This window comes from Pistricoccus aurantiacus, from assembly GCF_007954585.1.
Lineage (GTDB): Bacteria > Pseudomonadota > Gammaproteobacteria > Pseudomonadales > Halomonadaceae > Pistricoccus > Pistricoccus aurantiacus.
Genome location: NZ_CP042382.1, coordinates 1,472,519 through 1,492,533 on the forward strand (window position 1 = coordinate 1,472,519; position 20,015 = coordinate 1,492,533).

General features: G+C 59.3%; 14 protein-coding genes, 1 tRNA gene and 1 pseudogene. 8 read left to right on the forward strand and 8 right to left on the reverse strand.

What is annotated here, in order from left to right:
* Positions 1-180: 180 nt before the first annotated feature.
* The 3 genes from FGL86_RS07125 (at position 181) to FGL86_RS07135 (ending at position 3,388) form a co-directional block, all read left to right on the forward strand.
* Positions 181-1,950, forward strand: coding sequence for a hypothetical protein (locus tag FGL86_RS07125; RefSeq protein WP_246131754.1), 1,770 nt, complete (start codon positions 181-183; stop codon positions 1,948-1,950).
* Positions 1,951-2,039: 89 nt separating this feature from the next.
* Positions 2,040-2,225 carry a hypothetical protein gene (locus FGL86_RS07130; protein WP_147183925.1) on the forward strand — a complete coding sequence of 62 codons (186 nt, stop codon included), beginning with the start codon at positions 2,040-2,042 and terminating at the stop codon, positions 2,223-2,225.
* 137 nt (positions 2,226-2,362) lie between these two features.
* Positions 2,363-3,388: an IS110 family RNA-guided transposase gene (locus FGL86_RS07135; RefSeq protein ID WP_147183926.1), complete on the forward strand. Its 1,026-nt coding sequence runs from the start codon at positions 2,363-2,365 to the stop codon at positions 3,386-3,388.
* 409 nt (positions 3,389-3,797) lie between these two features.
* On the opposite strand, the gene FGL86_RS07140 is transcribed toward FGL86_RS07135, so the two are convergent.
* Both FGL86_RS07140 and FGL86_RS07145 read right to left on the reverse strand, forming a co-directional pair.
* Positions 3,798-5,561 carry a purine-cytosine permease family protein gene (locus FGL86_RS07140; protein WP_147183927.1) on the reverse strand — a complete coding sequence of 588 codons (1,764 nt, stop codon included), beginning with the start codon at positions 5,559-5,561 and terminating at the stop codon, positions 3,798-3,800.
* 90 nt (positions 5,562-5,651) lie between these two features.
* The gene (locus tag FGL86_RS07145; RefSeq protein ID WP_246131755.1) at positions 5,652-6,974 is read right to left on the reverse strand and encodes an ABC transporter substrate-binding protein; all 1,323 of its coding nucleotides are present in this window, start codon (positions 6,972-6,974) and stop codon (positions 5,652-5,654) included.
* A gap of 282 nt (positions 6,975-7,256) precedes the next feature.
* Here FGL86_RS07145 and FGL86_RS18395 point away from each other — a divergent pair.
* Positions 7,257-7,383 (forward strand): annotated as a pseudogene (locus FGL86_RS18395) (IS5/IS1182 family transposase); the annotation flags it as partial.
* 337 nt (positions 7,384-7,720) lie between these two features.
* Here FGL86_RS18395 and FGL86_RS07155 read toward each other — a convergent pair.
* Positions 7,721-7,797: transfer RNA gene (locus tag FGL86_RS07155), tRNA-Met, on the reverse strand.
* A 71-nt stretch (positions 7,798-7,868) separates the two neighbouring features.
* Between FGL86_RS07155 and FGL86_RS07160 the strand changes: the two genes are divergently transcribed.
* Both FGL86_RS07160 and FGL86_RS07165 read left to right on the forward strand, forming a co-directional pair.
* Positions 7,869-8,531, forward strand: coding sequence for a fumarylacetoacetate hydrolase family protein (locus FGL86_RS07160; protein ID WP_147183929.1), 663 nt, complete (start codon positions 7,869-7,871; stop codon positions 8,529-8,531).
* Positions 8,532-8,578: 47 nt separating this feature from the next.
* A complete protein-coding gene (locus FGL86_RS07165; protein WP_147183930.1) occupies positions 8,579-10,552 on the forward strand; it encodes an acyl CoA:acetate/3-ketoacid CoA transferase in 1,974 nt (657 codons plus the stop codon).
* A 12-nt stretch (positions 10,553-10,564) separates the two neighbouring features.
* On the opposite strand, the gene speA is transcribed toward FGL86_RS07165, so the two are convergent.
* The 3 genes from speA to FGL86_RS07180 all read right to left on the reverse strand — a co-directional run bounded on the left by speA (position 10,565) and on the right by FGL86_RS07180 (position 13,807).
* Positions 10,565-12,466 carry a biosynthetic arginine decarboxylase gene (gene speA, locus FGL86_RS07170; RefSeq protein WP_147183931.1) on the reverse strand — a complete coding sequence of 634 codons (1,902 nt, stop codon included), beginning with the start codon at positions 12,464-12,466 and terminating at the stop codon, positions 10,565-10,567.
* Positions 12,463-13,425, reverse strand: coding sequence for a homoserine kinase (locus FGL86_RS07175; RefSeq protein WP_147183932.1), 963 nt, complete (start codon positions 13,423-13,425; stop codon positions 12,463-12,465). The genes speA and FGL86_RS07175 overlap by 4 nt, the downstream gene beginning before the upstream one ends.
* Before the next feature lie 91 nt (positions 13,426-13,516).
* Positions 13,517-13,807, reverse strand: coding sequence for a DUF2782 domain-containing protein (locus FGL86_RS07180; protein ID WP_147183933.1), 291 nt, complete (start codon positions 13,805-13,807; stop codon positions 13,517-13,519).
* A 180-nt stretch (positions 13,808-13,987) separates the two neighbouring features.
* On the opposite strand from FGL86_RS07180, the gene polA reads away from it, so the two are divergent.
* Together polA and FGL86_RS07190 are read left to right on the forward strand one after the other, a co-directional pair.
* The gene (gene polA / locus FGL86_RS07185; protein ID WP_147183934.1) at positions 13,988-16,771 is read left to right on the forward strand and encodes a DNA polymerase I; all 2,784 of its coding nucleotides are present in this window, start codon (positions 13,988-13,990) and stop codon (positions 16,769-16,771) included.
* 336 nt (positions 16,772-17,107) lie between these two features.
* Positions 17,108-18,547, forward strand: coding sequence for an alkaline phosphatase family protein (locus FGL86_RS07190; protein WP_147183935.1), 1,440 nt, complete (start codon positions 17,108-17,110; stop codon positions 18,545-18,547).
* Here the strand turns inward: FGL86_RS07190 and FGL86_RS07195 are convergent.
* Entirely contained in the window at positions 18,515-19,390 is an 876-nt protein-coding gene (locus FGL86_RS07195) for a UbiA family prenyltransferase (protein WP_222433805.1), read from the reverse strand. The two genes, FGL86_RS07190 and FGL86_RS07195, sit on opposite strands and share 33 nt — an antisense overlap.
* Positions 19,391-19,415: 25 nt before the next feature.
* Positions 19,416-19,580 carry a hypothetical protein gene (locus tag FGL86_RS17915; protein WP_186764490.1) on the reverse strand — a complete coding sequence of 55 codons (165 nt, stop codon included), beginning with the start codon at positions 19,578-19,580 and terminating at the stop codon, positions 19,416-19,418.
* Between the last annotated feature and the right edge of the window lie 435 nt (positions 19,581-20,015).

Consider the following 20,015-nt stretch of genomic DNA (forward strand, 5'->3'; position numbering starts at 1 on the left):
CCGGCATATTCAAGGTGGGCCGAACGGAAACCCCAGGAAACGTCGAAAGGCCTAATGAAAAGACATATCACATCAGTCGTTACACTAGCTATGGCAGCGTTTTGCATGCACGCAGTAGCTGGAGCGGATACACAAGCGGCTTCTACCGCTGAAGTGGAAAAATCTGGAGAGAAACATACGATGGCGTATGCTCCGGTCAATCAGACAATCGACAGAGAAATTCTGCCCAAGCTGGATTTCTTTTTCGAGAAGCTGCTGGCGGAAAAGGAGGCTATTGCCCTTGATGGCGTTCAGGCATTCCACGGGGAAGATAAATTCCTTCCTGGAAAGATCGCCATAGGACTGAGTTATCTGCTGCTGAATACGCCTGAAGACAGTCCAGAATTCGATCGCTATCTCGAAGGCTATCGCCAAATAGCCGACATGACGATCGATGATCGCAACGAAACCTGGGGCATCTATTATTATGTGTCCGCCCTCAATCGCCTGCGGGAAGCGGGGCTGCTCGAGCGTGCGGTCACCCCCGACACCCTCGAGAAGCTCAAGAAAAAGACCGACTGGCGCCAGTTTGTCGACCAGGAGGATTATTCGCTGCTCGACTTGCCGACAAACTATTACGGCGTGGCCTTTTCCATTGCCAGGCTGCGCCATCTGCTGGGCTGGGAGGATAAATCCGGCAGTGAGAAACTGCTGAGCAAGATGATGGATCACTACAGGCAATATTCCGGCGAATACGGCTTCTCCGATGAAACCGAGGGCGAAGGACGTTTCGATCGTTACAGCGTTCTTTTGATAGGTGAGATATGCCAGCGTTTTATCGAGACGGGTATGGAAGTGACTCCGCAGATGAAGGAATGGCTACGCAACGCCGTCGATGTGGTACTGGTAAGGCTGAATCAGGATGGCTACGGCTTCAGCTACGGACGCAGTATCGGCGCCTATGGCGATACCGCCTTTCTCGAAGTGCTGTCCGCGGCGGCTTATCTTGACGTGTTGACGCCGGAGGAAAAGGACATGGCCTACGCCTTTGCGGCTAGAGCCACCCAGCGCTACGTGGATTTCTGGTACGACGAAGGCATGAAATCCGTCAACCTGTGGGACAAGGGGCGCAAGACCGACGACTATCGCGGCAAGCATCGTATCCTCGGCGAGAACTTCAGCTTGTCTCATCAATTGATTTATACCGCCAATCTATGGAACGACATCGGCTATGAAGACGAGGTGCCATCGGAGAGCTTCGACGCCTGGCTCGAGACGCTGCCGAAAAGCACGCTCACCTGGTTTTCTAGGGGTGAGTACGATCGGGCGCTGGTGACTTACCGAGACGGGAATCACATTATCAGCCTGCCGCTGATCAACGGCGGTAAATCCCAGCACATGAACAACCCCTATTTTCCCATTCCTTTCGCCAACGGCATGCTCGAAGGCACCCCGGACGAAGACTATCCCCAGCTGCTGCCCCGTTTCACCCTGGCGGATGGCGACGAGCTGATAGCCGCGGCCTTTATCCGCGATATCGAGACGACAAGAGATGGCGACAGCTTCACGGTGACCTACCATCAGGAAGAACTCGACCGGCTCGGCAAGAGTCGCCCGATCGAGGATGACCGTCTGAGCGTCGAGACAAAATACGTGCTGTCCCGGGGCAAGATCACTCGCACCGACACCTATCGTCCTGGCGAAGCGCTCGAGGTGGATAACGTAGAACTGGAGTTCGCCAGCTTCTCGGAAGATGCCACGCTGGAAGGCAACGCCGTGACCTTCGATAATGGCGAGGTGACGGAATTCACCGTCAGCGGTCTCGATTCCTGTGAAATCCACAAGGTCGACGGCAAGCTGCCGTACCAATCTCCCGTCGGCCCCTTCGCTACCCTGATAACCTGCGAAACCGGCGACATGACCCTGGACAAGCCGTTGGAACTCAGCTGGTCGATTCAATACAGGCCTTGAGCTTCATCCTAACGCAAAACATTTTTAACCAGGTCAACGACGAGACTTTCCTGATCGGCCCGATGTGATGGGCGACGTATTATCTAGCAGTGCTGCCAATAACACACTATCCTCAAAGCCGCATTCATCCACCGCTCAAGGAAAGCTTCTATCAGGCTGCCTTGTTCGCCTCGTTAATCATCCTTGGCGGGCTGCGCTCAGGGCTCTTCACGCCCACGGAGATGGCAGTGGGCTACAGCCTGCTGCTGGACGCCATCTCCATCTATCATCGCTGAAGTGCCATCGCGCCGCTGTACTGCTAGATAATCCGTGCCGTTGCCTGGCCCGTCATTCGGCGGGTTAATGAGATGGTCACCCCCGCACCCTGCGAGCACTACGCTTCGTAGGGTGTTCTGTTCAGGAGGCCATCGTCATGACAACTGCCACTCTCGTGGGTATCGATCTCGGTAAGCACTCATTTCACTTGCACGGCCAGGATGCTGCGGGTCGGGAAGTGTTCCGCAAGAAGGCGACGCGCCAACAGATGATGCGATGGCTGGGTAACCTGCCGGCCTGCACCGTCGTGATGGAAGCCTGTGCCGGCGCCCATTATCTGGCACGGCAGCTGGTCGCCATGGGACATGAGGCTCGGCTGATCTCTCCGCAGTTCGTGCGCCCCTTCGTCAAGGGCAACAAGAACGACTTCATCGATGCCGAAGCGATCTGCGAGGCGGCCTGTCGCCCCTCCATGCGGTTCGTCACGCCGAAAACCGAGACCCAGCAAACCCTGTCGGTTCTGCATCGTATGCGGGATTCCCTGGTGCGGGACCGGACAAAAACCGCCAATCAGGCACATGGTTTCCTGCTGGAGTTTGGCATCAGCCTGCCCAAGGGGGTCGCGCTCATGCGTCGCCTGCCGGATACCTTGGCGGACCGTGAGCTGTCTCATCGGTTGCTGGTGCTGCTGATGCGGCTGCATGCCCACTTCTGCTACCTGGACGACCGGATCAAGGAGCTGGATCGGGAGATCACCGACCAGCTTGCCGCAGACGAGTTGGGTAGCCGTTTGCTGACCATCCCGTGTGTGGGGCCCATGACGGCCAGTGTCCTGACCGCTGAAATGGGGGACGGCAAACAGTACCGATGCAGTCGCGACTTCGCGGCTTCCGTCGGCCTGGTGCCACGGCAATACAGCACGGGAGGAAGATCCCACCTCCTGGGGATCAGCAAACGCGGCGACAAGCATCTACGACGACTGCTGGTCCAGTGCGCCAGGGTTTACCTGCAGCGGCTGGACCACCAGCAGGGCCCGCTTGCCGAGTGGGTGCGTGCCTTGCGCTTGCGCCGCCACTCGAATGTGGTGGTCTGTGCGCTGGCCAACAAGTTTGCTCGAATTGCCTGGGCCATCGCGACCCGGCATTCGGCGTTCAATGCAGGACCGCGTGTGATGACGGCTTGAAGCGTCAGGTTCTGATTGTTTTATTCACCCTTTTCTGGTTTTGCGATAGCTGAAACATGATGATGTGAACGGCCAAGCGGCCTGGCGAAGAGCCTGTCACAAAAATCGGCTGATTGAAGCCGCCGGGTTTTTCAGGATCGCCAGGCGCGACTCTCATCGAGGCGCGGGGCCATGCCCCATCGAGACGCCGGATAGATTTAAGCAAGCCAACCACTCATCACATCTCAGCATTGCAAAAGCGGGGGTGACCATAGATTTTTGTCTAGGCCCCGTGTCCACGCATCCATACCGTAGAATCCGACTCCCTACCTTATCTTTACAAAGTGGTTCTGGAAGAGATTGATCTGATCGATGTTGAGATGTTCGAATTCGTTTCCTCGCTTCGGATAGCCTGTCTCGGTACTTCGCTTCACTCTACGGGTGCTGCCGAGCCGGTGGTCGCGCTTGCCCGCCGCAACGCTTTCGATCGCTGCAGATCCCACCAGGCAAACACGAAGTAGATGAGGGTGCACCAAATAGTGATGTCGTAGAAGACTTCGCGGTTCACGTAGTATTCGTAGAGGTCCGGGCTATTGAAGAGCACGCGCCACGCCAGTACCGCCGGCACCAGAAGCCCGATAACGATCCAGATCGCGCGGATGCCCTTGGTCAGCATCGAAGTGTCCTTGACGTGCTCATAGCTCTCCGTCCGCGCCAGTTCGGCGTGGTATTCCTCGACCCGTCGATGGAAGTCGGCCTCGCGCTTCTCGGCCTCGGGGTAGCTTTTGTCGGCACCGGCTCGCTTGGCCAGGATGGTGTAGCAGACGATGGAAATGACCCAGGTCGGCAGGAAGAGATAGACGAACGGTATGAGGTTGGTGAAGTTCAACCCAAAGCCGAACACAAGACAGATACCCCAGGTGATCAGCGCCGGCATGTTGTCCTTGACGCCCTTGAGCCGGTGCCAGTTGGTTTTCATGCCCATGCGGGGGAAGATGTGTTGCTCAGCGAAAACGATACCGCCGATGGGTACAAGAACAAGTCCCGCGTAGGCAAGAATTGGCAGGATGCTGCGGTAGATGAACGGGAAACAGCTTCCGATCACGACCACGGCCCCGACGACAAGCGTTACCTTTTGGCGTGCGACGTTCGGGAATACGGCCTGGGCTGCAAGACCGGCGCGATAGAGGTTGGGGTTGGCCGTTGTCCATCCTGCGATGATGACAATCACAAAACCGGTGGCGCCAAGCGCGTAGTAGGCAACATCCCCGGGCGAAACAACAGCGACACTTAATTTCATGATCGACGCCGTCGCCGCCCCCATCAGTGCCGCTGAAATCCAGGCGATGTAGTGGCCGAACATCATACCGGTTGCGGTACAAAGGCCGTAGATCGGTTTCTTGGCGTAACGCAGCAGCGCCATGTCGACGAGACCGAAATGCGCAAAGGTGTTCGCTGCCCAGGCGAAGCCGATCACTTCCAACAATCCGATCCCGGGTTCCCCTTCAGCATTGATGCCGGTAAACACGGTCGCTCCCGCCAAATTCACGAAATCCGAGAAACTTGCAAGCGTCGTGTAACCGGTCAGCGTTTCGTTTAACGCAGGGATCAACACCATGCCGCCGGCCGTGAACATCACCATTAGCCAGGGTGTGCATATGGTGGCAAATTCGGCCACCACTTTGAAACCGTAATAGGCCACAAGCACAGCGATCACGCTTGCCGAAGCGGCAATGAGCGCGAAGTAGGCGTTGCTGGGATAGGGATAGATCTGGGGAGGAATATCGAAAAGTACCCGAACCGCTGTCGCCGATACGGTGATCATGGCGGCGGAAATGGCCACGAAGATGAGTACGTTTGCGCCGTTGTAGAGCCGCGAAAACTTTTCCCCCATGTTTTTATCGAGATAAGTGTAGAGGCTCAACCTCGTCTTGACCGCGATCGGCGCAGTGATGAGCCAGAAGCTCAGCACGGCAAGCGTATTGCCGATGAGCAGCCCGAGCAAGATGTCGTGGATTGTCGCGCCCATGGCCACGAAGGCGGCGCCAATGACGAATTCCGTAGCAGCAACGTGTTCGGCACCATAGAGGCCGAGAAAGTGACTTGGGCCGTGCGTTCGGTGCTCTGGAACCGGTAGTAGTTCGTCGTCCATTTCCGATATTGATTGGGTATGTTCACCGGCTGTATCGGTCATATCATCCTCCCGGTTACTGTTCTTCCATCCCTTATCGCAAGATGCCGGCAATCGTGCGTCCAACATCGGTCATCGCTGTTCACTCGCACGTTATTTGTCTGTTATGAAGCGTGCGCGTTCGATCACCTTGCCCGTGACCCATTGCGCATTTTTCAGCGCTTCGCCGGTAGAGATTTCACCCGAAAGCGCCTGGGAGAACTGGGTGCCCACCGCCGTCGCCATAGCCGGGAATTCCGGGATCGCGACATACTGAATCCCGGAGTAGGGAACCTCCTCCACCGTCGGATGGGCAGTATCCGCCGACTCGATCGACGACAGCACCATCCCGGCAAACGGTGCGGCGTCGAGATAATCAGAATTCTCGTAAAGGGATTTGCGGGTGCCAGGCGGAACGTTCGCCCAACCCACCTTCTCGGCGACCGTTTCGGCGTATTGTCGTGAGGTGGCCCAGGCCACGAAGTTCTTGGCGGCTTCCAAATGCTCCGAGCCCTTGGATACTGCCAGTGCCCAAGCCCAAAGCCAGTTGCTCCGCTTGCCAAGGCCCCGATCCGGCGCTAGCGCGAACCCGACCTTGTCAGCGACAGTCGATGCTTCGGGATCGCTAATGGCCGATGCCGCGACCGTCGCATCGATCCAGATCGCACATTTGCCCTCCTGGAAGAGAGCGAGCATATCGGAATAGTCCTTCGAGGCAGCGTCCGGGGGTCCGAAGTCCGACATCAGCTTGACGTAGTCGTTGACCGTGCTGCCCCAGGCCTCGCTATCGAACTGGGGCTTCCAGTTCATGTCGAACCAGCGCGCGCCATAGGATACCGCCATGGCCGTGATCAGAGCGATGTTTTCGCCCCATCCCGGCTTGCCCCGCAGGCAGATGCCGTAAACGTCGTCGTTCTGTTCGCTGATCGTGGAGGCAGCCGTCCGAATGAAGTCCCAGGTGGGCGCGTCGGGCATTTCGAGGTCGGCATTCTCGAACAGGTCGGTCCGATACATCGTGAACGACGATTCACCGTAGAACGGCGCCGCGTAAAGCTCCCCGTCGAACGTCAGGGCATTCCTGATCGGCGACAGGAGATCGTCGATTTCGTAGTCGGCGGATAGGGTATCGAGAGGCGACAGCCATCCCCGTTCTGCCCAGATCGGTGCTTCGTAGAGACCGATCGTGACGATGTCAAACCGTCCGCCCCCGGTGGCGATATCGGTGACTACCCGTTGGCGCAGCATGTTCTCATCGAGAACCACCCACTCCAGCTCGATGTCCGGATTATCAGAAACGAAGCTGTCAGATAGCCTCTGCATCCGCTCCATATCAGGATTGTCGACCGTGGCAATGGTCAGCGTCGTCTGCGCACCGGCTGGAATTGCAACGACCAGCAGCAAGAAACTGGCGTCGATCAGGATTTTGCGTATCTTCACGACGCCCCCTATCCGCATCTCAGCGTGGTTTTGTCATAGTGCTTTTAGAGTGAAGTTGAGGGCAAGATGCCTGTCAATGTTTACGGCAGGCATAAGCAATGGAATGGAGTCCGCCCCGTCCTATACCGGCGCTAATGCGCCACACTGGAAATAAAAGGGCGGCTCTACCTGAATACCCCATGAAAATTACCCGAGTTGATATCGCTAACAGTGCCTTTCAAAACCTTGAAAACAGCCTCAGCCATTCCTAGATTTTTGGTATGGCTAAAAAGATCCTATTCGATGAGCCCTGGTCCATTATTGCTGTCACCACCGAAGCCGCGCGGCGGACGGCTCCAACCGCCACGCCCTGACAGGCATTCTGTTCGTTCTGCGCTTAGGCATCTTCTGGGAGATTTTGCCGCAGGAGCCGCCCGCACAACAGGCGCTGCCACTAGCCAACTGGTGCAGTCGACTTCTGAAAATTACGGAGGAGACGAAGTCCGAAAGTGGACTGTAACAATTACCGCCTGAAGGTCGTCGAGCGTGAGCGACCATCGAGACCAAGTTCGTGAAGTTGGCACTGAAGTGTCACAAGCTGCTTTTCTTGCATGCAATAAAAAAGAGGCAGGTCAGTAAGCTACTGACCAGCCTCTCTTAAATTTGGTAGCAGGGATCGCTGATGTTGAGACAAAGAGGGAACCGGTGACCTCGGGTTTATCGACCGCCCAAGCAAAACGACGCCTCAAAAGGCGCCGTTCTAAATTTGGTAGCGGGGACCGGATTTGAACCGATGACCTTCGGGTTATGAGCCCGACGAGCTACCAGACTGCTCCACCCCGCATCAACGTGGGCGTATACTACCAGTTTCATTGGCGTTGTCAATGCCCCCTTTCACTTGTTGGAGCGATTTCCATGCCGTTTACCGCGAATTTTCTTGATGGCGACGCTTTCGATCACGCCCTTGGCAAGATCGTCTGTGTCGGCCGCAACTACGCGGACCATGCCCGGGAACTGAACAATCCGGTGCCGAGCGAGCCGCTGCTGTTCATCAAACCCGCCACCGCGGCGGTGCCCCTCGATCAGCCGATCGACGTTGCCGGGCGCGGCGAGGTGCATTTCGAAACCGAGCTTGCGCTGCTGATCGGTGGGACGCTGACGGCGGCGTCGCCTCAGCAAGCGGAACAGGCGGTGGCAGGAATAGGGCTGGCCCTGGATCTGACCCTGCGGGCGGTCCAGTCGCGGCTCAAGGAAAAGGGTCAGCCCTGGGAAATCGCCAAGGGTTTCGACGGCGCCTGCCCGCTGTCGTCTTTTATTCGACTCAATGAGATACCCGACTGGAAGGCATTGAGCTTTTCCCTGGATATCGACGGCGAGCGGCGCCAGCAGGGCAGCCCCAAGGACATGCTGTTTCCGATCCCGACACTGCTGGCGGAAATGAGCCGTCATTTCACCCTTGAACCCGGGGATGTGGTACTGACCGGCACCCCCGCTGGGGTGGGGCCGCTGATGCCGGGCAGCGAGCTGCATTTTTCCCTGAGCGCAGGGCTGGAGCTGACCACCGTCGTGGCACCCTAGGGCGCAGCCTGTGCTACGTTGACGAGACAGCCATCAAGGACGCCGCCATGCCTCGCCAGACTCATCCGCTGCTTTCCCACCGTCCTTTTACCGAGAAGGGCAAGGTTGTCTCCGCTCGTGAGGCGGTAAATCTGATCCGCGACGGCGATGCCCTGGCTACCGGTGGCTTTGTCGGCATCGGTTTCGCCGAGCACCTGGCAGTGGCCTTGGAGCAGCGCTTTCTCAAGACCGGCCAGCCCCGGGACCTGACCCTGATGTACGCCGCCGGTCAAGGAGATGGCAAGAGTCGGGGGCTCAACCACCTGGGCCACGAGGGGCTGGTCGCCAAGGTGATCGGCGGCCACTGGGGACTGGTGCCGAAGCTGCAGAAGCTCGCCGTCGAGGGTCGCATTCAGGCCTGGAACTTGCCCCAGGGGGTGATCTCGCACCTGTTTCGCGATATCGCCGCCGGCAAGCCCGGCACCCTCAGCCGGGTGGGACTCGGTACCTTCGTCGATCCTCGCCTGGATGGCGGCCGGATCAATGACGCGACCCGGGAGGAGATCGTCAGGCTCCTGCCCATCGACGGCGAGGAGTACCTGTTCTATAAAGCCCAGTCCTTGCAGGTGGCTTTTTTGCGCGGCACCACCGCGGATACGCTCGGCAACGTCACCATGGAGCACGAGGCGCTGGTGTTGGAGTCCCTGGCCATCGCCACGGCGGTGCACAACTGCGGCGGGGTTGTAATCGTTCAGGTGGAGCGCCTGGCGGAGCGCGCCACCTTGCACCCCAAGGACGTCAAAATTCCCGGGGTGCTGGTGGACTGCGTGGTGATCTGCGACGACCCGGAACACCACTGGCAGACCTTCAGCACTCGTTACAATCCGGCCTATTCCGGGGAGATCAAGGCGCCCATGGCGACCCTGGAGCCGATGCCGCTCTCCGCGCGCAAGATCATCGCCCGACGGGCGGCCTTCGAGCTGCGCCCCAACGCCGTGGTCAACCTGGGCATCGGCATGCCGGAAGGGGTCGGCCCGGTGGCCAGCGAGGAGCGTGTGCTGGAACTTCTGACCCTGACCGCGGAGCCCGGGGTGATTGGCGGCCTGCCAGCCAGCGGGCTGGATTTCGGCGCCGCCCTGAACACCCAGGCGATCATCGATCAGCCGGCCCAGTTCGATTTCTACGACGGCGGGGGCCTGGATATCGCCTTCCTGGGCATGGCCCAGGTCGACGGCGAGGGCAACGTCAACGTCTCCAAGTTCGGCTCGCGGCTGGCCGGCGCCGGCGGCTTCATCAACATCAGCCAACGCGCGCGCAAGGTGGTGTTCATGGGCACCTTCCTGGCGGCCCAGGGGGAACTCGCGGTTGCTGATGGCCGTTTGAAGCTCGCCGAGGGCGGTCTCGCCAAGTTCGTCGAGGGAGTCGAGCATCGTACTTTCAGTGGCCCTCTGGCAATCCAGGAGCAGCGTGACGTGCTCTACGTCACGGAACGCTGCGTCTTCCAGTTGACCGCCCAGGGCGTCACCCTCATCGAGCTCGCCCCGGGGGTGGATCTCGACCGAGACGTGCTGGCTCTGATGAACTTCACTCCCGCCATGCCCGCACCGCCGAGCGCGATGGATGGCCGCATCTTCCTCGATCATCCCATGGGGCTGCGCGACGATCTGCTGAGCCGCCCCCTGGAGCAACGCTTCACCTTCGATGCCGCGGAGGAAATCTTCTTCGTCGACTTCGAAAATCTGCGTATCAAGTCCCAGGCGGACATCGATGCCATCCGTCATGCGGCGGAGAGTCGGCTAGCACCGCTGGGACGGCGAGTCTATGCCGTCGTCAACTACGACAACTTCCGTATCGACGAGGATCTGCTGGAAACCTACACGGCCATGGTCAGCTACCTGGAAGAGCACTACTACAGCCGGGTCACGCGCTATACCACCAGCGGCTTCCTGCGCATGAAGCTCGGCGACGCCCTGGAACAGCGCGCGCTGTCGCCGCATATCTATGACAACGCAGAAGAAGCCCGGGAGCATCTGAAGCCCTAGGCGAGTCGTGACTTATTCCAGATAGGTATAGCCCTCGAGACCGGCGGAAAGATCGGCGAGAAAGGTATCCTGTTGGGTATGGGATAGATCGCTTTCCGCGAGCTGACGGGCCAGCCGCTCGCGCAGCTCCCGGGCGTCGAAGTTCACGTAGTGCAGTACCTGGGCGACGGTGTCGCCGTGTATCGGCGGGGAAAGCACCCAGTCACCGTCAGCGTTCAGGGCCACGTCGATGGAGTCCGTGTCGCCGAATAGATTGTGCAGGTCGCCGAGGATTTCCTGATAGGCGCCCACCAGGAAGAAGCCCAGCAGCCGTGTACCGTCCTCAAAGTGCCATTCCGGCAGCGGCAGGGTGGTTTCGATGCCCTGGCCATCCACATAGCTGTCGATGCGCCCGTCGCTGTCGCAGGTGATGTCTTGAATCACTGCGCGGCGGGTGGGATCGCGGTCCAGGCCGGTGAGCGGCAGCACCGGAAAGATCTGCTGGATGCCCCAGATATCCGGCACCGACTGAAACAGGGAAAAATTCACGAACAGTTTGTCCGCGAGCTTCTCCGCCAGCTCGTCGAGAATTTCCCGATGCGCGCGGTTTCGGGGATTCAACCGCTCCCGCAGACGACCGCAGGCGGCGAAATACACCGCCTCGCCTTCCGCTCGGGCATCGATGCCTGCCAGCCCCAACACGAAGCGATCCTGCAGTTCCATCAGCGCCTGCACCAGGTCGTGGTAGGCCTCCACCAGTCCGCGGGCCTGGCCCGGGTCCGACAGTCGACGGTAGACCCGCCAAAGTTCGTCGATCTGGGCGTTTCCTTCGACCTCCGGCTGCGGTGCGGTTTCGCTGATGCGCTCCTCGCCGATCACGTTGGTGATCAAGACCGCGTGATGGGCGGTAAGCGCGCGACCGGACTCGCTGATCAAATGCGGATGCGGCAAGTCTTCACTGTCGCAGACCTGGTGAAAGGCGGCGACCACGTTGGTGGCGTATTCCTGCATGGAATAGTTGACCGAACACTCGTTGCGCGACCGGGTGCCCTCGTAGTCGATACCCAGGCCGCCGCCCACGTCCACATGATCGATGGGCGCGCCCAACTCCCGCAGGCTCTGATAAAAGCGCGCGCATTCTCGCAGGCCGCGCTGAATGTCGCGGATATTGGCGATCTGAGAGCCCAGATGAAAATGCACCAGCTGCAGGCTTTCCAGAGCGTCTGTTTCCTCGAGGCGTTTCACTACCGCGAGGATCTGGCCGGCGGTCAGGCCGAACTTGGATTTCTCGCCGCCGGTGTTCTGCCACTTGCCCTTGCCCACGGAGGCCAATCGCGCCCGCAGGCCGATGCGCGGCATGACGTTCAGATGCGCGGCTTCCTCGAGGATCAGCTCGAGTTCCGAGTGCTTCTCCACCACCAGATAGACCTGGTGGCCGAGCTTCTCGCCCATCAGCGCCAGGCGCACGTATTCGCGGTCCTTGTAGCCGTTGCACACGATCAGCGATGGAGCGTCCGCGGAAAGCGCCAGCACCGCGAGCAGCTCCGGCTTGCTGCCGGCTTCCAGGCCGACTCTGCCTCGGCCGCGTTCCTGGGTGGCGAGAATTTCCTCCACCACTCGGCGCTGCTGATTGACCTTGATCGGATAGACCGCGGTATAGCCGCCGATATAATGATGTTCCTGCCGGGCGTGATCGAAGGCGGCACACAGCTGCTCGACACGATCATGGAGGATGTCCGTGAAGCGCACTAGCACCGGCAGGCGCAACCCCGTGGCCTGAAGGCGTTTTGCCAGCTCGCTAAGCGAGAGGCTGGGGCCTGGGATCTCGCTGCCCAGCGGGCGTACCAGGGCGTGGCCGGTATCGTCCACGTCGAAGTAGCCGCTGCCCCACTGGTCGATGTTGTAGGTGTGTCTAGCACGCTCCGCCGGGGTCATGAGCCTGTCTCCTCGGGCAGTGGGAGGGCACCATGGGCGAGACGCTGCCCCAGAATGCGTCGGAACAGGGCCGGATCGTGGGGAGAGAGATCGTGGGCGGGCGGATCCACGTAGACCACCAGCAGTCGGGACAGCCAGTAGCGCAGGGCGGTCATGCGCAGCATCATCGGCCAGGCATCCCGCTCTGCCGCCGTCAGCTTGCGGCGCGCCTGGTAAGCCTCGAGGATGGCCGCGTAGCGCGCCGGTTCCAGTCGACCCTCGCTGTCGCTGGCCCAGTCGTTGATCACGATGGCCAGATCGAAGAGCAGATCTCCGGTGCAGCCGTTGTAGAAGTCGATGATGCCTCCCAGACGGTCACCCTCGAACAAGGTGTTGTCGCGAAACAGATCCCCGTGCAGGGCGCCTTGGGGAAGCGGTTCGGCCTCGGCGAAATAGCTCTGGTAGTCGTCGATCTCGTTCTTCATCAGCGTCTGGTCGTCCGCGGACAGATAGACCAGCACCCGATGGTGCATGGCGCTCAGCCAGTGGAGATCCCGGGGGTTGGGGCGGCTGCCTTCGAAACGTCGGGAAACCCGGTGCATGCGTCCCAAGGCGTCTCCCAGAGCGCGACACTGTCCGAGACTCGGCGCCCTGGGGTGCTTGCCGGGCAGGCGTGGAAAGAGCAGGGCGGGCTTGTCCGCCAGACTCTGCAGGGCAATACCTTCGCGGTCGTGCAGCGGTCCGGGCACCGGGAGTTTGTATTCCGCCAGGTAGTCGAGCAGCGCGACGAAGAACGGTAGCTCCTCGTGCTCCCCCTGCTCGAACAGGGTCAGCACCAGTTCGTGCCGGTCCGTGGTGACGAAGTAGGTGGTGTTCTCGGTACCACTGGGGACGCCTTCAAGCCGGGTCAATCGCCCGGCATCGAAGCGCGTCAGGAAATCGGCGACCTGGGAGTCGTCAAGCGGGGTGAATACGGCCATGTGTCTCTCGCCCGGGGTTGCGAAGGCGCACATTGTAGCGCCTTGACCCGGGAATTTACGACACCGCCGAGAGAGAAACCGGGCGGCTAGCCTACCATTCGATCAGCACCCAGCTGGGCACGGCGACGCGGTCGCCTTCCTGGCGCTCGAAGTTGCCGTCGCCGTCATCGTCGAGCAGGTAATAGGCCGGGCCGATACTGGGCTCGATTCTGATGGCGTAGAGCTGTCCGTTGACCCGGTATTCACGGATGGTGCGGTCCTGCTCCTGGCGGATGGTGACATCCGGCTCCACCTGGGAAGACTCCTGGGCACTCACAGAGCCGACGCTTCCCAGCAGGGCCAGGCTCAGTCCCAAGGCGGCGAGAGGTTTGACGACTGACATGATGAACTCCTGTCCTGATCAATACGTTACCTAGTGTAAGCCTATTTAGGCGGATAAGCTTATTCGCAGTGAAAAAGACGTTGCGACCAACGGAATCTGCCTTCTGCCTGTCGGTTGGACCTGACGTCCGAGGCGGCGCTGCGTATCATGGCCCCCATTGCCACAGCAAGGAACCTTCCCATGGCCGCGAACAAGCCGATCGTGCTCGTCGATGGATCCTCTTACCTGTACCGCGCCTTTCACGCCCTGCCGGCGCTGACCACCTCCAAGGGCCAGCCCACCGGCGCCGTCAAGGGCGTGCTCAGCATGCTCAAGCGGCTGATCAAGGACTACCCGGACAGCCCCATGGCGGTGGTATTCGACGCCAAGGGCAAGACCTTTCGCGACGAATTGTTCGAGCAGTACAAGGCCCATCGCCCGCCGATGCCGGAAGACTTGCGCGCACAGGTGGAACCGCTGCACGCCTGCGTGCGGGCACTGGGCCTGCCGCTGCTCAGCATCGAGGGCGTCGAGGCAGACGACGTGATCGGCACCCTGGCCCGCCAGGCCACGGAGGCCGGACGCGAGGCGGTGATCTCCACCGGGGACAAGGACATGGCCCAGTTGGTCAACGGCCATGTCACCCTGGTCAACACCATGAAGGACGAGGTGCTGGATCGCCAGGGCGTCGAGGACAAGTTCGGCCTGCCCCCGGAGCGCATCATCGATTTCCTGGCGCTGATGGGTGATAAGGTGGATAACATTCCTGGAGTGCCCGGGGTTGGTGAAAAGACCGCCCTGGGGCTGCTGCAGGGCATAGAAGGGGGGCTCGAAGGCGTCTACGCCAACCTGGAGCAGGTCAAGACCCTGAGCTTTCGCGGCGCCAAGACCCTCGCTAAAAAGCTCGAGGAGCATCGCGACCAGGCCTTTCTTTCCTACGAGCTCGCCACCATCAAGACCGACTGCGAGCTGCCGGTGGGTCTGGACGACTTGGACATCGCCCAGCCGAATCGCCAGGCGTTGCGGGAGCATTATCAGGAGCTGGAGTTCAAGGCCTGGCTCACGGAGCTGCTGGAAGGCCAGGACGAAGGCGTCGACGACACGCCAGGCGGCGCGGCGCTGAGCAAGGAGGCGGAGGAATCCGTGCCGGCCAGATCCCCGGATCGTCGCGATCAGGTGATCGACACTCAGGCTATCCTCGATAACTGGCTCGAGCGGCTGCGCCAGGCGGATGCCTTCTGCTTCGACCTGGAAACCACCAGTCTGAATTACATGCGGGCGGAGATCGTCGGTATCGGCCTGGCTCTCGAGCCCGGCGAGGCAGCCTATATTCCCCTGGCTCACGATTACCTGGATGCTCCCGCCCAGTTGGAACGCGACCGTGTATTGGAGGCCTTGAAACCCCTGCTGGAGGATCCGAGCAAGGGCAAGATCGGCCAGAACCTCAAGTACGATATCTCCGTGCTGGCCAACTATGCGATCAACGTGGCCGGGCCGCTGACGGATACCATGCTCGAGTCCTACGTGCTCAACTCCACCGCCACCCGCCACGACATGGATTCCCTGGCGCTCAAGTACCTGGGGGAGAAGACGATCAGCTTCGCGGAGATCGCCGGCAAGGGCGCCAAGCAGTTGACCTTCAACCAGATCGCTCTGGAGCAGGCGGTGCCCTACGCCTGCGAGGACGTGGACATCACCCTGCGGCTGCACCGGGAACTGCGTCCTCGGGTGGAAGCCGAAGGACGGCTGGCGGAGGTGCTCGATACCCTGGAAACGCCGCTGATTCCGGTGCTCTCGCGCATGGAGCGCACCGGCGTTGCGCTGGATGCCAAGCGTCTCGAGGCCCAGAGCGAGGAGCTCACCAAGCGTATCGCCAAGCTGGAGGAAAAGGCCTTCGAGCTGGCCGGTCGGGAGTTCAATCTGGGCTCCCCCAAGCAGCTGGGCCAGATCCTCTTCGAGGAGCAGAAGATTCCGGTGATCAAGAAAACCCCCAAGGGCGCGCCTTCCACCGCGGAGGCGGTGCTCGAGGAACTGGCGCTGGATTATCCGCTGCCCAAGGTGATCATCGAGCATCGCGGACTTTCCAAGCTCAAGTCCACCTACACGGACAAGCTGCCCCGGCTGATCGACAAGGCCACCGGGCGGGTGCACACCAGCTACCATCAGGCGGTCACCGCCACCGGGCGGCTGTCGTCGAGCGACCCCAATCTGCAGAACATTCCCATCCGCAGCGAGGAAGGGCGCAAGATTCGCCAGGCCTTCATCGCTCGGCCTGGCTATCGCATCGTCGCCGCGGACTACTCCCAGATCGAACTGCGGATCATGGCGCACCTCTCCGAGGATCAGGGGCTGCTGGATGCCTTCGCCGAGGGTCAGGACATTCACGCCGCCACCGCCTCGGAGGTCTTCGGTACCGATCTGGACAAGGTCAGCAATGATCAGCGCCGCAGCGCCAAGGCGATCAACTTCGGGCTGATCTACGGCATGAGCGCCTGGGGGCTAGGCCGACAGCTGCATATCGAGCGCGGCCAGGCCCAGATCTATATCGACCGCTATTTCGATCGCTACCCCGGCGTGGCACGCTACATGGACAAGATTCGCGTCCAGGCGGCGGAAGATGGCTTCGTGGAAACCGTCTTCGGCCGGCGTCTCTATCTGCCTGAGATCAAGGCTCAGAACTCGACGCGCCGCCAGGCGGCGGAGCGCACCGCCATCAACGCCCCCATGCAGGGCACCGCCGCGGACATCATCAAGAAAGCGATGATCAAGGTGGATACCTGGCTGCAGGAGGAAGCGGGCAAGAAAAACGGCCTGGATGCCTGGATGGTGATGCAGGTGCACGACGAACTGGTATTCGAGGTCAAGGAGGATCAGGTCGAGGCGTTCATCGACGCGGTCAAGAAGTACATGCGTGACGCCGGCACCCTCAAGGTGGAATTGATCGTCGAGGCCAATGCCGGAGCCAACTGGGACGAGGCGCATTAGCCTTCTCCCGTCGTGGTTCAGAAGCACGTGGTGGGGTGATTCACTGCCGCGTGGCTGTCCTGCCGGCTTGCTATAAAACCCGATGGCGCAAGGGCTTGCAGCAGTGATCCATTGGGCGTTGCCTCGGCTAGACGGTTATTACAAAATAATTACAAGTTAATATACATAACACTACATCGATCCTGTACAGCCAAGTGGATTCTCTAGCTTTCTATCAAGAGTTTCCAAGCTGTTTCCAAGACACAAAAATACGCTTGAACATCTAGAGACTGATCAACTTCACCCGCGGCTCAGGATTTCGTTGTCAGCCATTGAGTCAAGTATTGAGCTAAACAAATGAACAAGACCCTTGTAATACTGGTAGCGGGCCTGACGCCTCAATTGATCGGCTCGCGCACGCCCCACCTGGCTAGGTTTGCCAGAGAGGGGAGTATGCGCCCTTTGAGCACGGTCATGCCGGCGGTAGCCTCGAGCGTGCAGTCTACCCTGGTTACCGGGCTTCTCCCTGCGGAGCACGGCATCGTCGCTAACGGCTGGTATTGCCGCGATGCCGCGGAGATACGGCTTTGGCGTCAATCGAGCCGCTTGGTAAAGGGAGAGAAGATATGGGAAGCAGGCAAGGCGAAAAATCTCGATTTCACCTGTGCCAACATGTTCTGGGGTCACAACATGTATTCATCCGCGGACTGGAGCGCTACACCGTGCCCCCAGGAACTTGCGGACGGCCGCAGGATTTCCGACCATTATACCTCTCCCGCAGAGCTTCACGATGAGCTTGACGCGGCGTTCGGCCGGTTTCCACTGTCCAAATGGTGGGGGCCAATGGCTAGTATCAGTTCTAGCCGCTGGATCGCCAAGTCGACCCTATATGTCATGGAGACCCGCGATCCTACCTTGACCATGACCTATCTGCCTCATCTTGATTACAACCTGCAGCGACTGGGGCCAGATATTTCCCATCCGCGGATTCAACAGGATCTACAGGAAGTCGATGCCCTCTGCGGTGAGTTGATCGAGGCGGCGAAGCAACAGAATCGACGGATCATCGTCCTGTCCGAATACGGTACCACTCCTGCCGCGGATGCCATCCACATCAATCGGGCATTGCGCCAGGCAGGTCTGCTGGCGGTGCGGGTGGAAAAAGATGTCGAACAGCTCGATCCAGGCGCTTCCGGGGTGTTTGCCGTGGCAGACCATCAGATCGCTCATGTCTACATCAAGGACAAAGCACGAATTCCCGAGGTAAAAACCTTGTTGGAAAGCCTGGAAGGGATGGAAACGGTCTGGGACGAAAAGGGCAAGAAAGCCCAAGGACTAGATCATGCCAATAGCGGCGAGCTGGTAGCCATTGCCAAGGCGAATCGCTGGTTCAGCTACTATTATTGGCTGGATGACAAGCGAGCGCCGGACTACGCTCGTACCGTGGATACTCATCGCAAGCCCGGCTATGATCCGGTCGAACTGTTCGTGGATCCTGCCATCAAGATTCCCGATCTGGCGGCGGGCTGGCGACTGGTCAAGCGTAAGCTAGGCATGCGCCAGCTGATGGATATCATTTCTCTCAAGGATACCCAGTTGGTCAAGGGCACTCATGGTCGCCTAATCGACGATCCGAACGGAGGACCCTTGGTGATTTCTTCGGAAGCCGACCTGCTGCCGCAGGGGCCGGTGGATGCCACCGACTTCAAGGCGCTGACTCTGGCACATTTGTTTGGAAAAGAGACTCAGGTCAAGAAGGACGTTCTAAGACGACACCTGAACAAGCGCTCGGCTTAGCCGCTGTAGCGCCAGGGTGGCGAGGAAGGCAGCAGCCGCTAGCAGAGCGATATCGATAGCACCGGTAGCAGCAATCAGTATCGCGTCGTAAAGCGCAATAGCGGCAATCAAACTGACGATGGCTTTCGATACGTCCTCGGGCTGGCGCCTAAACAGCCGGGCAAGCGCTCCGCCACACCACAGCAGGTAGGCCGCCAGCATGGTTCCGGTCAATAGAACTCTGGCTAGACCAGCGTCGGCGTCGCCAAGCGCTACCATCATCATCAGCACCAATACCGGTATCGCCATGATGGCCAGGGGCCAGACCGCGACAGCACGGTAATAGGCTTTCAGCTTGACTGCGTGGGTCAGGCCTGCAACGTGGCAAAGTAGACCGAAAGCGCCCAGCATGATCGGCCAGGACAGCTTGCCGACGGCCAGCGCTCCCAAGAAGTAGGTCAGCAGGCGGCAAGCTCCCATGATGGCCGGTCCCCAGCTAATTTGCTTGTTTAGCCAGTTATACAACAGGATCGCCAGTACCAGCGCCAGACCGCATAGGCCGGCAGGTATGTTCAACAGGAAAGCCAACAGAACGCCAAGCCCCAGCATGGCGGCGCCAAGCAGAGCGACGGTTCGGCGGATCATTTCCCCTTGGAGAACAGGCCTCTCGCTGTGTTCCCTGATATCGACTTGCGCGTCGGAAGCATCGTTCAAGTAAGTGCCACCCAGGTAGAATAGCGATAGGGCAGCCAACAGATGCAGCAACGGCGCCGCGTCAAGCGCCGCTCCGGTAAGCAGCCAGCCCGCTAGCCCGCTGGTCCATACCGTAGGCAGGTTCGAGACACGCCCGAGTTTGAGCCACATCCGCCAACTCATGTCGATTGCTTTTTTATCCAATGAGTTTTTCCACCATGACGTCTTCGATATCGCGTCGCTCGAGGGCGTCGCCAGCGGCGAGATTTGCAGGCATATAAAACGCATGGTTCATCAGAAAATGAGGTAAGCCATCGGCGTCGACATTCTCGAAGGTAATGTGCGTCGTATTATTCTGCATCGGGCAGTACTTTCTCTCTTGCATCAGCTTCGGGGCAATGAGTATGCGCTGGATAAACGGGCTAGAGTTAACCTGCTAAACGGCTTGTTGCGCGCTCAACAAGAATTCAATGCTAACGCATAATGTAAATAAATTGTGTATTTTTAAACATTTAAGATACATTTTGTAATATAGCTGGCGCGAGATTGTCTTTTAAAACAATGTGTTATGAAATACTGGCAAATTTAGGTAGGTAAAAAATCATTCAAGGCATTAGCTTGATTAATTTTTTAAGAAAGTAGAAAAGCAGTTTATTTCTTTTGCTGGTGTTTGTTTTTTTTTGTCTAAATTAATTAAATATTTAATTTACTTGTCGGTAAGGCGGCCATGAAAATGAAGGCGAGCCATGTCAGCTGTCCGAATGGACAACTGACCCTTTCACTGTTTTGGGGGAGA

What these genes read in the sequence shown, in the direction of transcription:
- FGL86_RS07125 (WP_246131754.1), top strand. Translation starts at nt 181, where the DNA reads ATGGCGTATGCTCCGGTCAATCAGACAATCGACAGAGAAATTCTGCCC.
- FGL86_RS07135 (WP_147183926.1), top strand. Translation starts at nt 2,363, where the DNA reads ATGACAACTGCCACTCTCGTGGGTATCGATCTCGGTAAGCACTCATTT.
- FGL86_RS07140 (WP_147183927.1), bottom strand. Translation starts at nt 5,561, where the DNA reads ATGACCGATACAGCCGGTGAACATACCCAATCAATATCGGAAATGGAC.
- FGL86_RS07160 (WP_147183929.1), top strand. Translation starts at nt 7,869, where the DNA reads ATGCCGTTTACCGCGAATTTTCTTGATGGCGACGCTTTCGATCACGCC.
- FGL86_RS07165 (WP_147183930.1), top strand. Translation starts at nt 8,579, where the DNA reads ATGCCTCGCCAGACTCATCCGCTGCTTTCCCACCGTCCTTTTACCGAG.
- speA (WP_147183931.1), bottom strand. Translation starts at nt 12,466, where the DNA reads ATGACCCCGGCGGAGCGTGCTAGACACACCTACAACATCGACCAGTGG.
- FGL86_RS07175 (WP_147183932.1), bottom strand. Translation starts at nt 13,425, where the DNA reads ATGGCCGTATTCACCCCGCTTGACGACTCCCAGGTCGCCGATTTCCTG.
- FGL86_RS07180 (WP_147183933.1), bottom strand. Translation starts at nt 13,807, where the DNA reads ATGTCAGTCGTCAAACCTCTCGCCGCCTTGGGACTGAGCCTGGCCCTG.
- polA (WP_147183934.1), top strand. Translation starts at nt 13,988, where the DNA reads ATGGCCGCGAACAAGCCGATCGTGCTCGTCGATGGATCCTCTTACCTG.
- FGL86_RS07190 (WP_147183935.1), top strand. Translation starts at nt 17,108, where the DNA reads ATGAACAAGACCCTTGTAATACTGGTAGCGGGCCTGACGCCTCAATTG.
- FGL86_RS07195 (WP_222433805.1), bottom strand. Translation starts at nt 19,390, where the DNA reads ATGTGGCTCAAACTCGGGCGTGTCTCGAACCTGCCTACGGTATGGACC.
- FGL86_RS17915 (WP_186764490.1), bottom strand. Translation starts at nt 19,580, where the DNA reads ATGCAGAATAATACGACGCACATTACCTTCGAGAATGTCGACGCCGAT.